At 63.3% G+C, this 19,033-nt stretch carries 23 protein-coding genes; 18 read left to right on the top strand and 5 right to left on the bottom strand.

The window, feature by feature from the left end:
* Window positions 1-166: 166 nt before the first annotated feature.
* The 3 genes from QMX97_RS26845 (at window position 167) to QMX97_RS26835 (ending at window position 1,775) form a co-directional block, all read left to right on the top strand.
* On the top strand, window positions 167-403 hold the full coding sequence (locus tag QMX97_RS26845; RefSeq protein ID WP_065901659.1) for a glutaredoxin family protein: 237 nt from the start codon (window positions 167-169) through the stop codon (window positions 401-403).
* Between the two features lie 74 nt (window positions 404-477).
* Window positions 478-813 (top strand): transcriptional regulator, encoded by a 336-nt coding sequence (locus QMX97_RS26840; protein ID WP_065901657.1) that lies wholly within the window; start codon window positions 478-480, stop codon window positions 811-813.
* 71 nt (window positions 814-884) lie between these two features.
* On the top strand, window positions 885-1,775 hold the full coding sequence (locus tag QMX97_RS26835; RefSeq protein ID WP_106804725.1) for a pseudouridine synthase: 891 nt from the start codon (window positions 885-887) through the stop codon (window positions 1,773-1,775).
* 57 nt (window positions 1,776-1,832) lie between these two features.
* Here QMX97_RS26835 and QMX97_RS26830 read toward each other — a convergent pair whose 3' ends face one another.
* Together QMX97_RS26830 and mobA are read right to left on the bottom strand one after the other, a co-directional pair.
* Window positions 1,833-2,054, bottom strand: coding sequence for a YgdI/YgdR family lipoprotein (locus QMX97_RS26830; RefSeq protein ID WP_065901933.1), 222 nt, complete (start codon window positions 2,052-2,054; stop codon window positions 1,833-1,835).
* A gap of 80 nt (window positions 2,055-2,134) precedes the next feature.
* Window positions 2,135-2,737, bottom strand: a complete 603-nt coding sequence (mobA, locus tag QMX97_RS26825; protein ID WP_282397900.1) for a molybdenum cofactor guanylyltransferase MobA — start codon at window positions 2,735-2,737, stop codon at window positions 2,135-2,137.
* A 76-nt stretch (window positions 2,738-2,813) separates the two neighbouring features.
* On the opposite strand from mobA, the gene moaB reads away from it, so the two are divergent.
* Both moaB and glp read left to right on the top strand, forming a co-directional pair.
* A complete protein-coding gene (gene moaB, locus QMX97_RS26820) occupies window positions 2,814-3,353 on the top strand; it encodes a molybdenum cofactor biosynthesis protein B (protein WP_065901653.1) in 540 nt (179 codons plus the stop codon).
* The gene (gene glp / locus QMX97_RS26815; RefSeq protein ID WP_282397899.1) at window positions 3,337-4,563 is read left to right on the top strand and encodes a gephyrin-like molybdotransferase Glp; all 1,227 of its coding nucleotides are present in this window, start codon (window positions 3,337-3,339) and stop codon (window positions 4,561-4,563) included. The genes moaB and glp overlap by 17 nt, the downstream gene beginning before the upstream one ends.
* A 30-nt stretch (window positions 4,564-4,593) precedes the next feature.
* On the opposite strand, the gene QMX97_RS26810 is transcribed toward glp, so the two are convergent.
* Both QMX97_RS26810 and QMX97_RS26805 read right to left on the bottom strand, forming a co-directional pair.
* The gene (locus QMX97_RS26810) at window positions 4,594-4,923 is read right to left on the bottom strand and encodes an EscU/YscU/HrcU family type III secretion system export apparatus switch protein (protein ID WP_106804722.1); all 330 of its coding nucleotides are present in this window, start codon (window positions 4,921-4,923) and stop codon (window positions 4,594-4,596) included.
* Window positions 4,920-6,497, bottom strand: a complete 1,578-nt coding sequence (locus tag QMX97_RS26805; protein ID WP_106804721.1) for a flagellar hook-length control protein FliK — start codon at window positions 6,495-6,497, stop codon at window positions 4,920-4,922. Before QMX97_RS26805 ends, QMX97_RS26810 begins: the two co-directional genes overlap by 4 nt.
* 200 nt (window positions 6,498-6,697) lie before the next feature.
* On the opposite strand from QMX97_RS26805, the gene ccmA reads away from it, so the two are divergent.
* The 10 genes from ccmA to QMX97_RS26755 all read left to right on the top strand — a co-directional run bounded on the left by ccmA (window position 6,698) and on the right by QMX97_RS26755 (window position 14,048).
* A complete protein-coding gene (gene ccmA, locus QMX97_RS26800; RefSeq protein WP_065901648.1) occupies window positions 6,698-7,333 on the top strand; it encodes a cytochrome c biogenesis heme-transporting ATPase CcmA in 636 nt (211 codons plus the stop codon).
* Complete coding sequence (gene ccmB / locus QMX97_RS26795) at window positions 7,330-7,998, top strand: heme exporter protein CcmB (protein WP_017734375.1); 669 nt, start codon at window positions 7,330-7,332, stop codon at window positions 7,996-7,998. Before ccmA ends, ccmB begins: the two co-directional genes overlap by 4 nt.
* An 86-nt stretch (window positions 7,999-8,084) precedes the next feature.
* Complete coding sequence (locus QMX97_RS26790; protein ID WP_106804719.1) at window positions 8,085-8,840, top strand: heme ABC transporter permease; 756 nt, start codon at window positions 8,085-8,087, stop codon at window positions 8,838-8,840.
* Window positions 8,837-9,013 carry a heme exporter protein CcmD gene (gene ccmD / locus QMX97_RS26785; RefSeq protein WP_003172771.1) on the top strand — a complete coding sequence of 59 codons (177 nt, stop codon included), beginning with the start codon at window positions 8,837-8,839 and terminating at the stop codon, window positions 9,011-9,013. The genes QMX97_RS26790 and ccmD overlap by 4 nt, the downstream gene beginning before the upstream one ends.
* Window positions 9,010-9,465: a cytochrome c maturation protein CcmE gene (ccmE, locus tag QMX97_RS26780; RefSeq protein WP_065901643.1), complete on the top strand. Its 456-nt coding sequence runs from the start codon at window positions 9,010-9,012 to the stop codon at window positions 9,463-9,465. Before ccmD ends, ccmE begins: the two co-directional genes overlap by 4 nt.
* A gap of 3 nt (window positions 9,466-9,468) precedes the next feature.
* Complete coding sequence (locus QMX97_RS26775; RefSeq protein WP_065901642.1) at window positions 9,469-11,457, top strand: heme lyase CcmF/NrfE family subunit; 1,989 nt, start codon at window positions 9,469-9,471, stop codon at window positions 11,455-11,457.
* Window positions 11,454-11,990, top strand: a complete 537-nt coding sequence (locus tag QMX97_RS26770) for a DsbE family thiol:disulfide interchange protein (RefSeq protein ID WP_017477483.1) — start codon at window positions 11,454-11,456, stop codon at window positions 11,988-11,990. Before QMX97_RS26775 ends, QMX97_RS26770 begins: the two co-directional genes overlap by 4 nt.
* Window positions 11,987-12,460 (top strand): cytochrome c-type biogenesis protein, encoded by a 474-nt coding sequence (locus tag QMX97_RS26765; protein ID WP_065901641.1) that lies wholly within the window; start codon window positions 11,987-11,989, stop codon window positions 12,458-12,460. Before QMX97_RS26770 ends, QMX97_RS26765 begins: the two co-directional genes overlap by 4 nt.
* Complete coding sequence (gene ccmI / locus QMX97_RS26760; RefSeq protein WP_282397898.1) at window positions 12,453-13,637, top strand: c-type cytochrome biogenesis protein CcmI; 1,185 nt, start codon at window positions 12,453-12,455, stop codon at window positions 13,635-13,637. Before QMX97_RS26765 ends, ccmI begins: the two co-directional genes overlap by 8 nt.
* Before the next feature lie 15 nt (window positions 13,638-13,652).
* Window positions 13,653-14,048: a hypothetical protein gene (locus tag QMX97_RS26755; protein ID WP_065901637.1), complete on the top strand. Its 396-nt coding sequence runs from the start codon at window positions 13,653-13,655 to the stop codon at window positions 14,046-14,048.
* 290 nt (window positions 14,049-14,338) lie between these two features.
* Here QMX97_RS26755 and QMX97_RS26750 read toward each other — a convergent pair whose 3' ends face one another.
* Entirely contained in the window at window positions 14,339-15,544 is a 1,206-nt protein-coding gene (locus tag QMX97_RS26750) for an MFS transporter (RefSeq protein WP_282397897.1), read from the bottom strand.
* A 110-nt stretch (window positions 15,545-15,654) separates the two neighbouring features.
* Between QMX97_RS26750 and QMX97_RS26745 the strand changes: the two genes are divergently transcribed.
* The 3 genes from QMX97_RS26745 to phnD all read left to right on the top strand — a co-directional run bounded on the left by QMX97_RS26745 (window position 15,655) and on the right by phnD (window position 18,930).
* Complete coding sequence (locus QMX97_RS26745) at window positions 15,655-16,557, top strand: LysR family transcriptional regulator (protein WP_282397896.1); 903 nt, start codon at window positions 15,655-15,657, stop codon at window positions 16,555-16,557.
* 505 nt (window positions 16,558-17,062) lie between these two features.
* Entirely contained in the window at window positions 17,063-17,896 is an 834-nt protein-coding gene (phnC, locus tag QMX97_RS26740) for a phosphonate ABC transporter ATP-binding protein (RefSeq protein WP_065901634.1), read from the top strand.
* A 32-nt stretch (window positions 17,897-17,928) separates the two neighbouring features.
* Window positions 17,929-18,930: a phosphonate ABC transporter substrate-binding protein gene (gene phnD, locus QMX97_RS26735; RefSeq protein ID WP_282397895.1), complete on the top strand. Its 1,002-nt coding sequence runs from the start codon at window positions 17,929-17,931 to the stop codon at window positions 18,928-18,930.
* Window positions 18,931-19,033: the final 103 nt, after the last annotated feature.

Here is a 19,033-nt window from a genome sequence, read left to right as displayed (position 1 = left end):
GCGTTGGGGCGCGCAGCGGCCCCGAAACGTATCGCCCCATTTGTGTCTGGATGAGCGTGGAGGCCTTACTGGGGCCGCTGCGCAGCCCAACGCGGGGCAAGCCCGCTCGCCACAGGTATTGGGTGCGCTTAGAATGATCACCTACTTCTGACAGGGTCTATTCGTCATGCTGCCTGAATGCCAATTGTTCGGCACCCTGGGTTGCCACCTGTGTGAGTTCGCCGAAGCCGAAATCATGCCGCTCGTCGAACACGGGCTGCTGGTGGAGTTGGTGGATATCACCGACCCCGTCGACCTGACCGAGGCCTACGGCCTGCGAATTCCGGTGCTTCGCCGGGTCGACACCGGGGCGGAACTGGATTGGCCATTCGACACACAACAGGTCGTGGCCTTCCTTCGTTGAGGTTTCTGCGATGGCAGGTTTCCAAATATTGCGTTACTGTATGTTTGTACAGCGATTGAATAGAGGGAACGCCCGTGGTGAATGTTGAACAACTGAAAAGCAGCGTCAATCGCATGTCCGCCGACGTCGTGCGCAACGCGGTGAACGAGCTGCGCCTGGACGGCCTGGTCACGGAAGGCAAGACGCCGTTTAACAAAGTGCATTTCAATACCTGCTTCGCCGAGATCGAGGCCTTGTTCCAGCGCGCCGGTTACCACAAGCAGCTGGACGTGGTGGGTTACCAGGGCTTGCTGTACGCGCTGTATGATCCGGGCCGCTGGGAAGCGGTGGACGTGCTGCGCTGGCTCAAGGAGTTCACCGAGGCCGCGAGTGCTTCGCCGATCCTGCGCGCCGAGTTGGTCAAGGCCTGAGATCCGCCCTAGGCTCAATCCCGCTGCATGCGGGATAATGCCCGCGTGTTTTTCCAGGCTTCGAGCATTTCATGTCCTCTACCGGTTTCTCCGCCTCCCAGCATCAAGCCAGCACCTTGTACCTGCCACCGGGCCCCTGGGCGACGGTGCTGGATTGCCTGTGCGAACACTTCCCGGCCATCAGCCGCGAACACTGGCTGGACCGCATCGCCCGTGGCCGCGTGCTCGACATCAACGGCAGCCCGATCCGCCTGGACCTGGCCTACAAGGAAGGCCTGTGCATCTATTACTTTCGCGAAGTGCCGAACGAAAAGGTCATCCCGGTGCAGGAAACCATCCTGTACGCCGACGAACACCTGGTGGTCGCCGATAAACCGCATTTCCTGCCGGTGACCCCGGCCGGTGAGTACGTCGAGCAAACGCTGCTGCGCCGCTTGATTCGCCGCCTCGACAACCCCGCGCTGGTGCCGCTGCATCGCATCGACCGGCATACGGCGGGGCTGGTGCTGTTCTCGGCCAATCCGGCCAGCCGCTCGGCTTATCAGCAGCTCTTTCCCACGCGACGTATCGATAAATTCTACGAGGCCATCGCCCCGGCACTGCCCGCGTTGACGTTCCCCCTGGTGCACAAAAGCCGCCTGGTGGAGGGCGAACCGTTCTTTCGCATGCAGGAAGGCGCCGGCGCCAGCAACACTGAAACGGCCGTGGAAGTGCGTGAGAAAAATGCCGATCTATGGCGCTACGGTCTGTTTCCGGTGACCGGCAAGAAGCACCAGTTGCGCGTGCACATGACCGCTCTCGGCGCGAGTATCTGCAACGACCCGTTCTACCCCGAGGTGATCAAGGATGCCGTGGACGACTACGCCAATCCGTTGAAGCTACTGGCCCAGGGCGTGCGCTTCATTGACCCGGTCACCGGCGAAGCACGCCACTTCAACAGCCGCATCACCCTCGACTGGTAACCCCCCGGAAACGACAAGGCCCGCGCGAGGCGGGCCTTGTGGCCAAGCGTTTGAGGCTTACAGGTCTTTAACGGTACGGACCTGGTCCTTGTTGATACGGGTCTGTTTGCCGTCCAACTGCTCGAACTCGTAGAAGCCCGAAGCCTTGTCGAATTTAGGGGTGTCGACGGCCTGGATTTCGCGACCGTCATTCAGGGTGATCACTGTTGGCGAGGCGCAACCGGCGAGAGTGGCGAGGCCCAGTGCAAGCATGAGAGCGGCGATGGTCCGTTGAGTCATGAGTGTGTCTCCGAGAGAATACTTTTTAAATGCTGACCTTGTGACGTGTGAGACGCCGCCAAAGTTCCTTGTGCGAAAGTTCATTCTGACACGTCAGTCCTTGGGTGCAACAGCTCTGGCGTATTCAGGTTGGCCAAGCGTGGATCATCCGCCGGGCATTCCAGGCCCACGCCCCCCAGTTGCAGGAAGATCTTGCGCGGGCTGCGCTCACCGGCGTGCCACGCCTGTTCTACCTCGCTTCGCAGGAGGGTGGGGATGATGCAGATCAAGGGTTCCCAGAATTCGCCATGACGCACCATCACGGGCACCTGCGGATGGCGTTGCGCGGTGTCACGCAGGGCGCTCAGTAATTGCGCGTCGAGGTTTGGCACGTCACACGGCAATACCAACAGGTTTGTATGGCGCGCGGCTGCCAGCCCTGCGCGGATGCCGGCGAGCGGGCCGGGGAAGTCCGGGCTGTCGTCGCTCACCAGGTGGTCGGCGTAGGGGGCGTAGCGGTCCTGGTTGCGGTTGCAGGAGATGATCAAGTCATCGGTCAATGGCCGGGTCAGGCGTTGCAGATGTGCAATCAACGGCTCGCCGCGCCACGCCAGCAGGCCTTTGTCCTGGCCACCCATGCGTTGGCCACGGCCACCGGCCAGTAACAGGATCGAGCAGGGCAGGGGCGAAGAATCGAGAGACATGGCGGTTCCGCTGCGGCAGGTAAAGAGGGCCCTGTGATATAACATCGGGCTGTTCCTTCGACAACCGGACCGAGCCATGAAAGCCAAGGCTGATGCGCCCTTCGTACCCCTGAATATCGCTGTATTGACCGTCAGCGACACCCGCACCCTGGACACCGACACCTCGGGCCAGGTGTTCGTCGACCGCCTGACCGCCGCCGGCCACGCCTTGGCCGAGCGCGTGCTGCTCAAGGACGACCTGTACAAAATCCGCGCCCAGGTCGCGCACTGGATCGCCGAAGATGTGGTGCAAGTGGTGCTGATCACCGGCGGCACCGGTTTCACCGGCCGCGACAGCACCCCGGAAGCCGTCAGTTGCCTCTTGGACAAGCAGGTCGACGGCTTCGGCGAATTGTTCCGCCAGATTTCCGTGGCCGATATCGGCACCTCTACCGTGCAATCCCGTGCCTTGGCCGGCCTGGCCAACGGCACGCTGGTGTGCTGCCTGCCGGGTTCCACCAACGCTGTGCGCACCGGTTGGGACGGCATCCTCGCCGAACAGCTGGATAACCGTCATCGCCCGTGCAACTTCGTACCGCACCTCAAACAGGCTGAACCCTGTGAATCCCGTGGGTAAGCCTGGCAAGACCGGCGCCCTGATGCCGGTGGAAGACGCGCTCCAGCAATTGCTCGACATGGCCGCCGCCGCGCCGATTCGTGAGCAGGAATCGTTGCTCCTTGCCGAGTGCGATGGCCGCGTGCTGGCGCAGGATCTGATCTCCACCCTCGACCTGCCGCCGTGGCCCAACAGTGCCATGGACGGCTACGCCTTGCGCCTGGCGGACTGGACCGGCGAGCCGCTGGTGGTCAGCCAACGCATCTTCGCCGGCAACGCGCCGCAGCCTCTTGCCGCTGGCACCTGCGCGCGCATCTTCACCGGCGCACCGGTGCCGCCAGGCGCGGACTGCGTGGAGATGCAGGAAAATGCGGTGGTCCACGCCGATGAGCGCGTGAGCTTTACCGAGCCCTTGCAGGTTGACCAGAACATCCGCCCCCAAGGTCAGGAAACCACCGTCGGCGAATTGGTCTTGAGCGCCGGCACACGCCTGGGCCCGATCGAGTTGGGTCTCGCCGCTTCGCTGGGGCACGCTCGTCTTGACGTGATCCGCCGCGTGCGCGTGGCCGTGCTGTCCACCGGTGATGAGCTGATCGAGCCCGGTTTGCCGTTGGGGCCTGGACAGATCTACAACAGCAACCGCCGTGTGCTGTGCAGTTGGCTTGAGCGCATGGGCTGTGAAGTGATCGATGCCGGCATCCTGCCGGATGACCTGGAGCAGACTCGCACCTGCCTGGGGAGCCTGGGCGCGGTTGACCTGATCCTGTCCACCGGCGGCGTATCGGTGGGCGAGGCCGACTTCCTCGGCATCGCCCTGCGCGAAGAGGGCGAGCTGGCCTTGTGGAAGCTCGCGATCAAGCCGGGCAAGCCGCTGACCTTCGGGCACTTCCGTGGCGTGCCGGTGATCGGCCTGCCTGGCAACCCGGCGTCGACCCTGGTGACCTTTGCCCTGTTGGCGCGGCCTTACCTGTTGCGCCGCCAGGGCGTGCAAGACGTGGAACCGCTGCGTTTCGAAGTGCCGGTGGGCTTCACCTGGCCCAAGCCGGGCAACCGTCGCGAGTATTTGCGCGGGCGCATCGAGGAGGGCAAGGCGATCATCTACCGCAACCAGAGCTCCGGCGTGCTGCGCAGCGCGGCATGGGCGGAAGGCTTTGTGGAAGTGCGGGAAGGCACCACGCTGGAGGTGGGCGACAGCGTCAATTTCATCCCGCTGAGTGAAGTCCTGAACTGACAATAGAGAGCTGAGTGGGGGAGCGAGTCGTTAGTAGTCTTCGCCGCGTGCGGTCACATCGCGTTCCGCCGGCTGGGCGTTGGGGTCATAGCCCACGGGGAACTTGCCCTTCAAGGTCCAGGCGAACGCGATGATTTCGGCAATGGTGCGGTACAACTCCTCGGGAATGCTGTCGCCCAATTCCATCCTCGCCAGCAGCTTCACCAGCTCGGCGTTTTCATAGATCGGTACTTCGTTTTCCCGCGCCAACTTCAGGATCGCCTCGGCGAGGGCGTCGTCGCCCTTGGCGGTCAGGGTGGGGGCTTGTTGGCCGTCGTATTTGAGGGCAATCGCCTGACGCGGTGGTGTCGGGTTTTTCATGCGGTCTCATCCACCCAGCGTTGTTCCAGTCCGGTTTTCGGCCCGCGCGGCGGGGTGCCAAGGTGGCAGTCGAGGTCGCCGACGTTGATGCCCGACGTCACCAGGCGCTCGCGCAGGTTGCCCAAGTGGCTTTCGATCAGGCTGGCGGTAAACGGCCGGGTTGCCCATAACTGGCTGGACAGCTTGCCCTGGGTCAATTGCGCCTGCACCTGCAACGGCCCCAGTGGCTCCATATCGAAGGCCAGCTCGACGCGCCAGAGCATCTGCTTGGGATCTTTCTTGTCTTTGCGCTCGGGCTGGTCCTTGTCCGGCGCCGGCTCTTCGCGCTGGAACTTGACCTGCAGCGGCACGATGTCCTGCAAGGTGCGCATCGGGATTTCCAGTTGCCAGGTGGTTTGCAGGCGGCCATCGGCGGTGGTGCCGGTCTGTTCCAGGCTCGACAACTGGTGGCTCTGCAACCGCGAGATCGCCCCGGCGGCGAGGCGCAGCAGGTTTTCCAGGTCGCCTTCGCCTTCCAGTTTGGCCATCAGCCGCTCGGGCAGCGGGAAGCCTGCGGGTGTCTGCCGGGCGCTGACCTGGCCGAGGGTGTTCAACGGGCTGCGCACGAAGTTCGGCAACACCTGGGCCAGCGTATTGGCTGCGAGGATGGCATTCATATTGGTGCTGGCGGGGAGGGCGGGCAGCAGGTCCGCGACCAGGCGCAGCAGGGCGCCCTTCATGTCCAGCGGCGGGATCTGCGGGTTTTGCCCGGCGAGCAGCTTGGCTTCGAGGAAGGCGCCGCTGTTCTGAATCACCTGGGCCAGCACCTTGGGGTTGCTGACCTGCGCCAGGTCCGGCAAGGCCGCCAGTAACCGCTCGGCTGCGGCGCGTAGGTCAGCGGAGGTGCTGTCGCCACGTGGCAGGTTCTGGAGCGCAGTGAAGACCGCATCCAGCGAGCCCTGGCGACTTTGCTGGGTGGCGAGTTGCTGGGTCACCGCCAATTGATCCTTGAGCCCGCTCAACGGCACAAAATTCAAGGTCTGTGCGTTCTGCACCACGGCGCTGAGCAAGCTGCCCACGCGCAAGGGTTGCGGGCTTTCTACGGTCAGGGTGGCCCCGACCAGGGCGTTATTGAGCACGGTCACCAGCGAACGGTAGATGGCCGGTTGCGTGGGGCCCTGGGGCAACATCTGGGTGGTCAGCACCTTGGCTTGCAACAGCGTGCCCACCGGCATTTGCGTGGTGTCGATGCGCGTCAGCGCGGCCACGTTCGCGCTCAAAGCCTGCTGCAGGCTGAGCGTGAGGTTGCCGGCGGGCGTCTGGCTGACGGCCACGTTACTGCCCAGCGGCAAGGGCTGCGCGCTGCTCGCCTGGACCAGGGTCTGGCGGCCACCCTCGAGGGTCAGCTTGAGCAACAGCTGAAAGGCTTCACCGCCTTGTTTCAGGGCGATGACCTCGGCATTCGCGGTTTTCCCGGGGTCGATCAGGCCGATCTGCGGCTCCAGCAGTTTCAGCAACTCACCGGTCGCGGGTGCCAGGGCAGGCCCGGTTGCCGGAGCAGGTGCTAGCGTAGGAAGGTTGATCTCACCGGTCATCGCGCGCGTCGTCTCTGGGGAAATTGCCCTCTTTAGAGTAGGGCATCACATGTATAATGCCGCCCGTCTGCAAAGAGAGCGGTAAAAACCTCACAACTATTTGATCCAGCTCTCTAAAATCGGTCGCCAAAGCCGTTATTGTGCATTTCTCTTTAACGGCCGCTGCACCGCCGACTTGAACCGTAAAGGCCCGCGATCTCTTGACCAGCCCTCTTCTTGAAGCCGTAGCGCTTGCCTGTGAACGCGACCTGCGCCTGCTGTTCGAACACCTCGAACTGCGGCTGACGGGCGGCGACATGGTGCAGATCAGCGGCCCCAACGGCAGCGGCAAGACCAGTCTGCTGCGCCTGCTGGCCGGGTTGATGCAGCCGACGGCCGGCGTTGTACGCCTCAACGGCAAACCCCTCAATGAACAGCGCACCGAGCTTGCCCGCAACCTTGTCTGGATCGGCCACGCCGCCGGCATCAAGGATGTGCTGACGCCTGAAGAAAACCTCAGCTGGCTCAGCGCCCTGCATCATCCGGCCGCGCGCGACGCCATCTGGCAGGCCCTGGCCGCTGTCGGCCTCAAGGGCTTTGAAGACGTTCCCTGCCACACCCTGTCCGCCGGCCAGCAGCGCCGCGTGGCCCTGGCGCGCCTGTATCTGCCCGGCCCGCCGCTGTGGATTCTCGACGAACCCTTCACCGCCCTCGACAAACAAGGCGTCGCCCAGTTGGAAGAGCACCTGGCGCGACATTGCGAGCAGGGCGGCCTGGTCGTACTCACCACCCACCATAACCTCACGCGCATGCCCGCCGGTTACCGCGACCTGGACCTGGGCCGGTGGTCGGCATGAGCGTGTTTGCCCTGCTGGTCGCCCGCGAAGCGCGGCTGTTGTGCCGTCGCCCGGCGGAGTTGGCCAACCCGTTGGTGTTCTTTGCCATCGTGATCGCCTTGTTCCCGCTGGCGGTCGGCCCCGAGACTAAACTGTTGCAAACCTTGTCCCCGGGACTGGTGTGGGTGGCAGCGCTATTGTCGGTCCTGCTCTCGCTGGACGGGCTGTTTCGCAGTGATTTCGAAGACGGTTCCCTCGAACAGTGGGTCCTTTCGTCGCACCCCTTGCCACTTCTGGTACTGGCGAAGGTACTGGCACACTGGGCTTTTTCCGGCTTGGCGCTAGTCTTGCTCTCGCCGCTGCTGGCGATGATGCTCGGGTTGCCCACCGAGTGCCTGCCGATCCTGCTCCTGAGCCTGTTGCTCGGCACGCCGGTACTCAGCCTGTTGGGGGCCGTGGGTGCAGCGTTGACCGTCGGTTTGAAACGGGGTGGCCTGTTGCTCGCCCTGTTGATTCTGCCTTTGTACATCCCGGTGTTGATCCTCGGTAGCGGCGCCTTGCAGGCCGCGCTCATGGGCATGCCGGCGACCGGTTACCTCCTGTGGCTTGGCAGCCTGACCGCCCTGGCGGTAACCCTGACACCCTTTGCTATAGCGGCTGGCCTGAAGATCAGCGTCGGCGAATAATGAGGTCTGGCCAAGCGTTTTAACCGTGGCCAGTAAAGACCCTGAGCCTCCCGCAATGACGGGAGGCCACCGTGATGGAAACAGCAATGAACTGGACCTGGTTTCACAAGCTCGGCTCGCCCAAATGGTTCTACGGCATCAGCGGCAAGCTGCTGCCGTGGTTGAGCGTCTTCGCCGTATTGCTGATCGGCATCGGCCTGGTCTGGGGCCTGGCCTTCGCGCCGCCGGACTACCAGCAAGGCAACAGCTTTCGCATCATTTATATCCACGTGCCCGCCGCGATGCTCGCCCAGTCCTGCTACGTGATGCTGGCCGTGTGCGGCGTCGTCGGCCTGGTGTGGAAGATGAAACTTGCGGATGTGGCCCTGCAATGCGCCGCGCCCATCGGCGCGTGGATGACCGCCGTGGCGCTGGTGACCGGCGCGATCTGGGGCAAACCCACCTGGGGCTCGTGGTGGGTGTGGGATGCGCGACTAACGTCGATGTTGATCCTGCTGTTCCTGTACTTCGGTCTGATTGCCCTGGGCAACGCGATCAGCAATCGTGACAGCGCCGCCAAGGCCTGCGCGGTGCTGGCGATTGTCGGCGTGATCAACATCCCGATCATCAAGTACTCGGTGGAGTGGTGGAACACCCTGCACCAGGGCGCCACCTTTACCCTCACCGAAAAACCGGCCATGCCGGTGGAGATGTGGGCGCCGCTGCTGCTGATGGTGCTGGGGTTCTACTGTTTCTTCGGCGCCGTGCTGTTGCTGCGCATGCGCCTTGAAGTGCTCAAGCGTGAAGCCCGCACCAGTTGGGTCAAGGCCGAAGTGCAAACCAGCCTGGGAGCGCGTGGATGAGCTTTGCATCGTTCAGTGATTTTCTCGCCATGGGCCATCACGGCCTGTATGTCTGGACGGCCTATGGCATCTGCCTGGCGGTGCTGGCCCTCAACGTCGCCGCGCCGATCCTGGCCCGCAAGCGTTACCTGCAACAAGAGGCGCGTCGTCTGCGCCGGGAGACCGAAAAGTGAATCCGCTGCGTAGAAAGCGTCTGTTGATCATCCTTGCCATCCTGGCCGGCGTCGGCATTGCCGTGACCCTGGCCCTGAGCGCCCTGCAGCAGAACATCAACCTGTTCTATACCCCGACCCAGATCGCCAATGGCGAAGCGCCGGTGGACACGCGCATTCGCGCCGGCGGCATGGTGGAGAAGGGCTCGCTCAAGCGTTCCGGAGATTCCCTCGACGTGACCTTCGTGGTCACCGACTTCAACAAGGCCGTGACCATCACCTACCGTGGCATCCTCCCGGACCTGTTCCGCGAAGGCCAGGGCATCGTCGCCCTGGGCAAGCTCAACGCCGAGGGCGTGGTGGTGGCCGATGAAGTGCTGGCCAAGCACGATGAGAAATACATGCCGCCCGAGGTCACCAAGGCCCTCAAGGACAGCGGTCAACCCGCGCCAACCCCCGCCAAGGAGGGCTAAGTGATGACGTCCGCACTGTTTATTCCGGAGCTGGGCCAACTGGCGATGATCCTCGCCCTGTGCTTTGCCATCGTCCAGGCCGTGGTGCCATTGCTCGGCGCCTGGCGCGGCGACCGCCTGTGGATGAGCCTGGCGCAACCGGCGGCCTGGGGGCAGTTTGCCTTTTTGCTGTTCGCGTTCGGTTGCCTGACCTATGCGTTCATGACCGACGATTTTTCCGTCGCCTATGTGGCGAACAACTCCAACAGCGCGCTGCCTTGGTACTACAAGTTCAGCGCCGTGTGGGGTGCCCACGAAGGCTCGTTGCTGTTGTGGGCTTTGATCCTCGGCGGCTGGACCTTCGCGGTGTCGGTGTTCTCGCGCCAACTGCCACAAGTCATGCTGGCGCGCGTGCTGGCGGTGATGGGCATGATCAGCATCGGCTTCCTGCTGTTCCTGATCATGACGTCCAACCCGTTCAGCCGCATCCTGCCGCAGATCCCGGTGGACGGGCATGACCTCAACCCACTGCTGCAGGACATTGGCCTGATCGTGCACCCGCCGATGCTCTACATGGGGTACGTGGGGTTTTCGGTGGCCTTCGCGTTCGCCATCGCCGCCTTGCTCGGTGGGCGCCTCGATGCCGCCTGGGCGCGCTGGTCGCGGCCGTGGACCATTGTCGCCTGGGCCTTCCTCGGGATTGGCATCACCTTGGGCTCATGGTGGGCCTACTACGAACTCGGCTGGGGCGGCTGGTGGTTCTGGGACCCGGTGGAAAACGCCTCGTTCATGCCATGGCTGGTCGGCACCGCGCTGATTCACTCGCTGGCGGTCACCGAAAAACGCGGCGTGTTCAAGAGCTGGACCGTGCTGCTGGCCATCGCGGCATTTTCCCTCAGCCTGCTCGGCACTTTCCTCGTGCGTTCGGGCGTGCTGACGTCGGTGCACGCGTTTGCGTCCGACCCTGAGCGCGGCGTGTTCATCCTGATCTTCCTGCTGTTCGTGGTCGGCGGCTCGCTGACGCTGTTTGCGTTGCGTGCCCCGGTGGTCAAGAGCCAGGTCGGCTTCAACCTGTGGTCGCGCGAAACCCTGTTGCTGGGCAATAACCTCGTACTGGTGGTGGCCGCGTCGATGATCCTGCTCGGCACCTTGTATCCGCTGGTGCTGGACGCGTTGAGCGGTGCCAAGTTGTCCGTGGGCCCGCCGTACTTCAACGCGTTGTTCATTCCGTTGATGGGCCTGTTGATGGTGGTGATGGCCGTCGGCGTGCTGGTGCGCTGGAAAGACACTCCGGTGAAATGGCTGGCGGGCATGCTGATGCCGGTACTGCTCGGCAGTGTGGCCCTGGCAGTGATCGCCGGTATTGCCTACGGCGACTTCAACTGGGCGGTACTTGCGACCTTCCTGCTCGCCGCCTGGGTATTGCTCGCCGGTGCGCGTGACATCGTCGACAAGACCCGCCACAAAGGCTTGATCAAAGGCTTGCCGACATTGACCCGCAGCTACTGGGGCATGCAGGTCGCGCACATCGGCATCGCCGTGTGCGCGCTCGGCGTGGTGCTGTCCAGCCAGAACAGCGCCGAGCGCGACCTGCGCCTGGCGCCGGGCGAGTCCATGGACCTCGCCGGTTACCACTTCATCTTCGAAGGCGCCAAGCACTTCGAAGGGCCGAACTTCACGTCGGACAAAGGCACGGTGCGCGTCGTGCGCAACGGCAAGGAAGTGGCGGTGCTGCACCCGGAAAAACGCCTGTACACCGTGCAGAGTTCGATGATGACCGAAGCTGGCATCGACGCCGGTTTCACCCGCGATCTCTACGTGGCGTTGGGTGAACCGCTGGGTGATGGCGCCTGGGCGGTGCGTGTGCACGTGAAACCATTTGTGCGCTGGATCTGGTTCGGCGGTTTGCTCACCGGTTTTGGTGGTTTGCTGGCCGCGTTGGATCGGCGTTATCGGGTCAAGGTCAAGAGCCGGGTGCGTGAAGCCCTCGGTCTGCAGGGAGCGGCGGCATGAAGCGTTGGTTGATGGTTTTACCGCTGGCGGCCTTCCTGGTGGTGGCCGTGTTCCTGTATCGCGGCTTGTACCTGGACCCGGCCGAGCTGCCCTCGGCGATGATCGGCAAACAGTTCCCGGCCTTCAGCCTGCCGACGGTGCAGGGCGACAAGACCCTGACCCAGGCTGACCTGCTGGGCAAACCGGCGCTCGTCAACGTGTGGGGCACCTGGTGCATCTCCTGCCGTGTCGAACACCCGGTGCTGAACAAGCTGGCCGAGCAAGGCGTGGTGATCTACGGCATCAACTACAAGGACGACAATGCGGCGGCCTTGAAGTGGCTGGCGGAGTTTCACAACCCGTACCAGCTGGATATCCGCGATGAAGACGGCAACCTCGGTTTGAACCTTGGCGTGTACGGCGCTCCGGAAACCTTTTTCATCGATGCCAAGGGCGTGATCCGCGACAAGTACGTCGGCGTGATCGACGAGGTGGTCTGGCGCGAACAACTCGCCGCCAAGTACCAGGCGCTGGTCGATGAGGCCAAGCCATGAAGCGCCTGTTAGCGGCCGCCGTCCTGGCGCTGGGCTTGGCCGGCGTGGCCCACGCGGCCATCGATACTTATGAATTCGCCAAGGACGGTGATCGCGAACGTTTTCGCGAGCTGACCAAGGAACTGCGCTGCCCCAAGTGCCAGAACCAGGACATCGCCGACTCCAACGCACCGATCGCCGCCGACTTGCGCAAGGAGATCTTCCGCATGCTGGGGGAGGGCAAGGACAACCAGCAGATCATCGACTTCATGGTCGATCGCTACGGTGATTTCGTGCGCTACAAACCGGCCCTTACCGGCAAGACCGCGTTGCTGTGGTTCGGCCCCGCCGGGCTGCTGCTGGCTGGCGTGGTGGTGATGGCCGTGATCGTGCGCCGCCGCCGCGCTGCGCCGACCGATGGCTCCGATGCGCTGTCCCCTGAAGAGCGTAAACGTCTCGACCAATTGCTGGACACCAAGACTGATGATTGATTTCTGGCTCGCAGCCGGCTTGCTGCTTCTGATTGCCCTGAGTTTTCTGTTGATTCCGGTACTGCGCGGCCGCCGCGCCCAACGTGAGGAGGATCGCACCGCGCTGAACGTGGCGCTGTACCAGGAACGCGTCGCCGAGCTGCAGGTGCAGCAGGACGAAGGCGTGCTCAACGCCGCGCAACTCGACACCGGCCGCGCCGAAGCCGCCCGCGAGTTGCTGGCCGACACCGAAGGCGTGGAAAAACCGCGTGAATCGCGCCTGGGCAAGCCACTGCCAGTGTTGGCGGCATTTTTGGTGCCTGTCCTCGGCGTTGCGCTGTACCTGCATTATGGCGCCAGCGACAAGGTCGAGCTGACCCGCGAATTCTCCCAGCCGCCGGTGTCCATGGAAGACATGACCCGCCGCCTGGAACGCGCCGCCGCTGCCCAGCCGGACTCGCCGGAAGGCCTGTACTTCCTCGGTCGCGCCTACATGGCCCAGGATCGCGCCGCCGATGCCGCGAAGGTCTTCGAGCGCACCGTGGCCTTGGCCGGGCGCCAGCCGGAACTGCTCGGCCAGTGGGCCCAGGCGCAGTACTTCGCCGACAACAAACAGTGGTCGCCCAAGGTCCAGGCGCTGACGGACGAAGCCTTGAAGCTCGACCCGAAGGAAGTCACCAGCCTTGGCCTGCTCGGGATCGCGGCCTTTGAAGGCCAGCGTTATCAAGAGGCAATCGACTACTGGAATCGTCTGTTGGCGCAACTGCCACCGCAAGACAATTCCCGTGCGGCGTTGCAAGGCGGTATTGATCGGGCAGCGGAGAAACTCAAGGAAAGCGGCGGTACCGTCGCGCAGAAAACCGGGATGAAAGTCCGCGTGGACCTGGCGGCCGAGGTGAAAGCCAAAGCCCTGCCAACCGACACCGTGTTCATTTTTGCTCGCGCCGTCAGTGGCCCGCCGGCGCCGTTGGCTGCCAAGCGCGTCACCGTCGCCGACCTGCCGATCACCGTCGAACTGGGCGATGCGGACGCGATGATGCCGCAGTTGAAACTGTCCAACTTCCCCGAAGTCCAACTGGTTGCGCGCATATCCCGGGCAGGTCTTCCAACCGCTGGCGAGTGGATCGGCCGCAGCCAACCCTTGGCCAGCACCACCACTGCCCTGCAGCAGCTGACCATCGACAGTCCGGACCAGTAAATCGAGGAAACGCCTATGACCGCATTTGCACGCATCACCTTGCTCAGCCTGGTATTGGGCCTGAGCGCTTGTGCGGTCCACCGCCCACCTCCCGCGCCGACCGGCCCGACCATCCCACCGTCGGGCCCGTCGACCCAGCCGAGCACCAAACCATCCGGCCCGGTGACCCCGCCGCCGAAACCCGTGCCCACCTCATCGCCAACCTTCGCCCCACCGCCCGGTGCCGCCAGCCACTGGGACGGTAAGATGCAGGTGTATGTGCTGGAAGAGCAACCCGACACCTTCTACCGCCAGCGCACGTATTACCGCTGGAGCAACGGCTGGAGCCGCTCCATCAGCCCGAACGGGCCGTGGGAAGAAACCAATGTCCAGGGCGTGCCGCCGGGATTGAGCAAGCAGTACGCGCAGTGACAAACAGGCGACCTTTGAAAGGTCGCCTTTTTTATGCCTGACTTGAAATGCAGTCGCCTGTGGAAGCCGGGCTTGCCCGCGATGGCGGTGTGTCAGGCGCCGAATCAATTGCAGCTATACCGCTATCGCAGGCAAGCCAGCTCCCACATTTGATCTGCGTACACCCAGGAGTCCAAGCCATACGCGGATCCCCTGTGGGAGCGGGCTTGCCCGCGATGGCGGCCTGGCAGTTGATGCAGTGGGTGCCTGATCTACCGCATTCGCAGGCAAGCCACCTCCCCATTCGAGCTTCATTCGTTCTGGAGTTTGAGCGAACGCTCGAAGGCACCGAGCCAGTGAATCAACCCGGCCAATACGCCCAGCACCACCCCGAACTCCACAATCCCCATCCACCCAAACTGTGCCATCAACCATCCACTCACCGTCGCCCCAATCGCCCCACCCACAAACGTCGCGGTCATGTACAAACTATTGATCCGCCCCTGCGCCTTCGGATCTACCGCAAACGCCCGCGTCTGATTCGCCACCAACCCCGCCTGCACGCCGATATCCAGCACGATCACGCCCACCACCAGCAAAACCAGCGACGTCTGCGCCCCGGCCAGCAACAGGTACGCCAAGGTCACAATGCCCACGCTGGCCCCGATCACCTTGCGACAGCCGACCTTGTCCGCCGCCCGACCACCGTACGAGGCGGCGAATGCGCCCATCGCGCCGATAATCCCGAAACCACCGGCCCAGGCACTGCCCAGCTGCCACGGCCCATTGGCCAGCAACCCCGCCAGATTCACCCAAAACGCGTTGAAGCACGCCCACAACAACGCCTGCACCATCATCGATTGCCGAATTGGGCTGTTATCGCGCATCAGCGGCCAGAGCGAAGCCAGCAGGCGCGGGTACGAAAGATTGCTGCTCGGCACGCCCGGCGGCAGCAGCTTGGCCGCGATAAACCACACCGGGATCATGAATGCCGCCTCAAGCGCATACACCGCGCGCCAGCCATAGGCCTCGCCGACCACGCCGCTGATCGTGCGCCCGAGCAAAATCCCCAGCATGATCCCGCTGACCACCGTGCCCACGTTGCGCCCGCGCTCATTCGGCGGCGACATCACCGCCGCGAACGGCACCAGTTGCTGCGGCACGCAACACACCATTCCCAGTCCAAACGAGGCACCGATCAGCGCCCAGATACTCGGCGCAAAGGCCGCCGCCAAGGCAAGACAAAACGCCAGTGCGATTTGCCCCAGCACCAACTTGCGCCGATCGAAGCGGTCGCCCATCGGCAGCAACAGGGCCAGCCCGGTGGCAAATCCCAGCAAGGCCGCGCCCGCCACCAGGTTGACCGTCGACACGGGGACGCGCATGTCCGAGGCAATCAACGGCAGCACCGGCTGCGTGCAATAAATATTGGTGACCACCGCCCCGGCGATCACCGCCATCATGATGATCTTGCCTCGCGGCGGGGAACTCTCGGACGTTATCGGCAGGCTGCTCACGGCACTTTCCTTTTGTTGCAGGGGGTTGAGTGAGCAACCTTACGCAGTCGCATTTATGTCGATAATCCCCTAGGATCGGGAATCATCCTTCCAAAATTTGATAGGGCGTCATGAACCGTCTTGAGTCGATGTCGGTGTTTGTTGCAGTGGTCGACGCGGGCAGCCTGTCGGCGGCCGCACGCAAGTTGGACATGCCGCTGGCCTCCGTCAGCCGCAAAGTCGCGGAACTCGAAGCCCATTTGAAGTCCCGGCTGCTGCACCGCACCACGCGGCAGTTGTCGCTGACGGACGTGGGCGCGTCTTATCTGGCCGCGTGCCGGCGAATTCTTGAGGACATTGGTGAAGCGGAGCGGGCGGCGACCGGTGAATATGCGGTGCCCAAGGGCGAGTTGGTGGTGACCGCGCCCATCGTGTTCGGGCGCCTGCATATTGTGCCGGTGGTGGCGGAGTTTCTCGCGCAGTACCCCGAAATCAGCATCAACCTGATGCTCACCGTCCGCGTGGTGCACTTGATGGAAGAACAGTGCGACGTGGCCGTGCGCATTGGTGACCTGCCGGACAGTTCGCTCAAGGCCGTGCAAGTCGGCACGGTGCGGCGGGTGGTGTGTGCCAGTCCCGAATACCTGCAAACCCATGGCCTGCCGGCCACGCCGCAGGCGCTGGCAGACCATAACTGCATTACTTTCGAAGTCCTGGCCTCGGTGGGCGCCTGGGTGTTTGGTGCGGGTAAAGCGCAACAGAGCGTGCCGGTGCGTTCGCGGCTGTCGGTGAACACCGCGGAAGCGGCAATCACGGCGGCGACACTGGATGTTGGTGTGATTCGGGTGCTGTCGTATCAAGTGGCGGATGCAGTGCAAAAGGGTGATTTGCAGGTGGTGCTGCAGCCGTTCGAATCGGCCGCGTTGCCCATCAACCTGGTGCATAAAGGCCAGGCGCCATTGCCGCTGAAAGTGCGCGCATTCCTGGATTTCGTCACCCCGCGACTGCGCGCCCGCGACGCCAATATCCCCTAATGCACACGGAACAAATGTGGGAGCAGGCTTGCCTGCGATAGCAGTGTGTCAGGCATAAATCTGCCAACTGACCCACCGCCATCGCAGGCAAGCCAGCTCCCACATAGATCGCCTCAGCCATCAGGCCACGGGGCACTCCCGATTCAGCGCTTGATCTACCAACAACTGCGCAATCGCAACCCTCTGCACCACATCCGCGACCAAGCAGAAGGGTGGCGAGCAGGCTTGCCCTGCGTTGGGCTGCGAAGCGGCCCTGAAGCCTGACGACGCGTTCTGCCTGAATAAACGCGGTGGTCTTATTGGGGCTGCTGCGCAGCCCAGCGCAGGGCAAGCCTGCTCGCCACAATAAGACCACGCAGGGTCGCATCCAACCTTTCACAAAACCTTCATCCAACCGACCCCCTGTAGTCATGTGCAAGTCATAGGGCTGACACAGCCCAGGCCTACTGTCGTTTGAACTCAACCGCAGCCATCCATTGGCTGTTCAAACAAGACAGAGAAGCCCATGACTCACGCTATCCATGTCGATCACTTGAACAAGACCTTTGCGAAGAAATCCGCACTGGTCGACCTCGAACTCACCATTGCCGCCGGTGAGATGGTCGCGCTGATTGGCGCTTCCGGTTCCGGCAAGTCCACCTTGTTGCGCCACCTGGCGGGCCTGGCCTGTTGCGACAAGAGTAACGGCGGCAGCGTCAAGGTGCTGGGCCGGGAGGTGCAGGCCAGTGGACGGTTGAACGGCAAGGTACGGCGGTTGCGCGCGGACATCGGCTACATCTTCCAGCAGTTCAACCTGGTCAATCGCCTGAGCGTGCTCGACAACGTGCTGCTCGGTTGCCTGGGCCGCATGCCGCGCTGGCGCGGCAACCTCGGGTTGTTCAATGCCGAGGAGAAGGCCTTTGCGCTCGAGTCCCTGGCTCGTGTGGGCCTGGCCGACCTGGCTGCGCAACGCGCGTCCACCTTGTCCGGCGGCCAGCAGCAGCGCGTGGCGATTGCCCGGGCATTGACCCAGCGTGCCGAGGTGATTCTTGCCGATGAACCGATCGCCTCGCTCGACCCGGAGTCGGCGCGCAAGGTCATGGAGATCCTCGCCGACATCAACCGCCGCGATGGCAAGACCGTCGTCGTGACCCTGCATCAAGTCGATTACGCCATGCGTTATTGCCCCCGCGCCGTGGCGCTCAAAGGCGGGCGCATTCACTTCGACGGGCAGGGCAGCGCGATGAGCAGCCAGTTCCTGAATGATTTGTACGGTGCCGACGTCGACACCAGCCTGATGTTTTCCGACCAGACCCGCCGCACCGAGGTGACCCCTCGGCTGGCCCTGGCGCGCGCTTGAAACCCTACTCACGACCCACAGGAATCCCGTCCATGTTGAACCGTATCGGCCACGTGTTTCTGTCTGCCGCGTTACTGGCGAGTGCCGCGATGGGCCATGCCTACGCGGCGGACAAAGCCATCAACTTCGGCATCATGTCCACCGAGTCTTCGCAGAACCTCAAGAGCATCTGGCAGCCCTTCCTGGATGACATGCACAAGAAGACCGGCCTGACCATCAACGCCACCTTCGCCTCCGACTACGCCGGCCTGATCCAGGGCATGCGGTTCAACAAGGTCGACGTGGCCTGGCTCGGCAACAAGGCCGCGATGGAAGCGGTGGACCGCTCCAACGGCGAGATCTTCGCCCAGACCGCCGCCGCCAACGGCGCCGCCGGTTACTGGAGCGTGCTGATCGTGCGCAAGGACAGCCCGATCAACAACGTCGACGACATGCTCAAGAACGCCAAGAACCTGACCTTCGGCAACGGTGACCCGAACTCGACCTCGGGCTACCTGGTGCCGGGCTACTACGTGTTCGCCAAGAACCACGTCGACGCCGCCACCGCCTTCAAGCGCACGCTGAACTCCAGCCATGAAGTCAACGCGCTGAGCGTGGCCAAGGGGCAGTTGGACGTCGCCACCTTCAACACCGAAAGCTGGGACCGTCTGGAAGTCACCCAACCGGACAAGGCCGCGATGCTCAAGGTGATCTGGAAGTCGCCGCTGATCCCGGCCGACCCGATGGTGTGGAGCAAGGCGCTGAGCGACAGCGAGAAGACCAAGATCCGCGATTTCTTCGCCCACTATGGCGACACCGATGAAGAGAAGGCGGTGCTGAAGAACATGCAACTGGGCAAGTTCCTCGCCTCCAACGACGACCAACTGTTGCCGATCCGCCAGCTGGAGCTGTTCAAGCAGCGCACCACCATCAGCGCTGACGACCACCTCGAAGCGGCTGACAAGGCCAAGAAGCTGGCGGACATCGACGCCGACCTGGCCAAGTTGCAGCAGCGCATCAGCGAGCTGGACAAGAAAACCGCAGCCAACGGCTAACCCCCTGTAGGAACCGGGCTCTAGGTGGGAGCGGGCTTGCTCGCGAATACGGTGTGGCATTCAACGCATCCGGCGACTGATTCTCAGCATTCGCGAGCAAGCC

Source organism: Pseudomonas sp. PS01298, assembly GCF_029959745.1.
GTDB lineage: Bacteria > Pseudomonadota > Gammaproteobacteria > Pseudomonadales > Pseudomonadaceae > Aquipseudomonas > Aquipseudomonas aylmerensis.
This window is presented reverse-complemented; position numbering and strand designations above follow the sequence as displayed.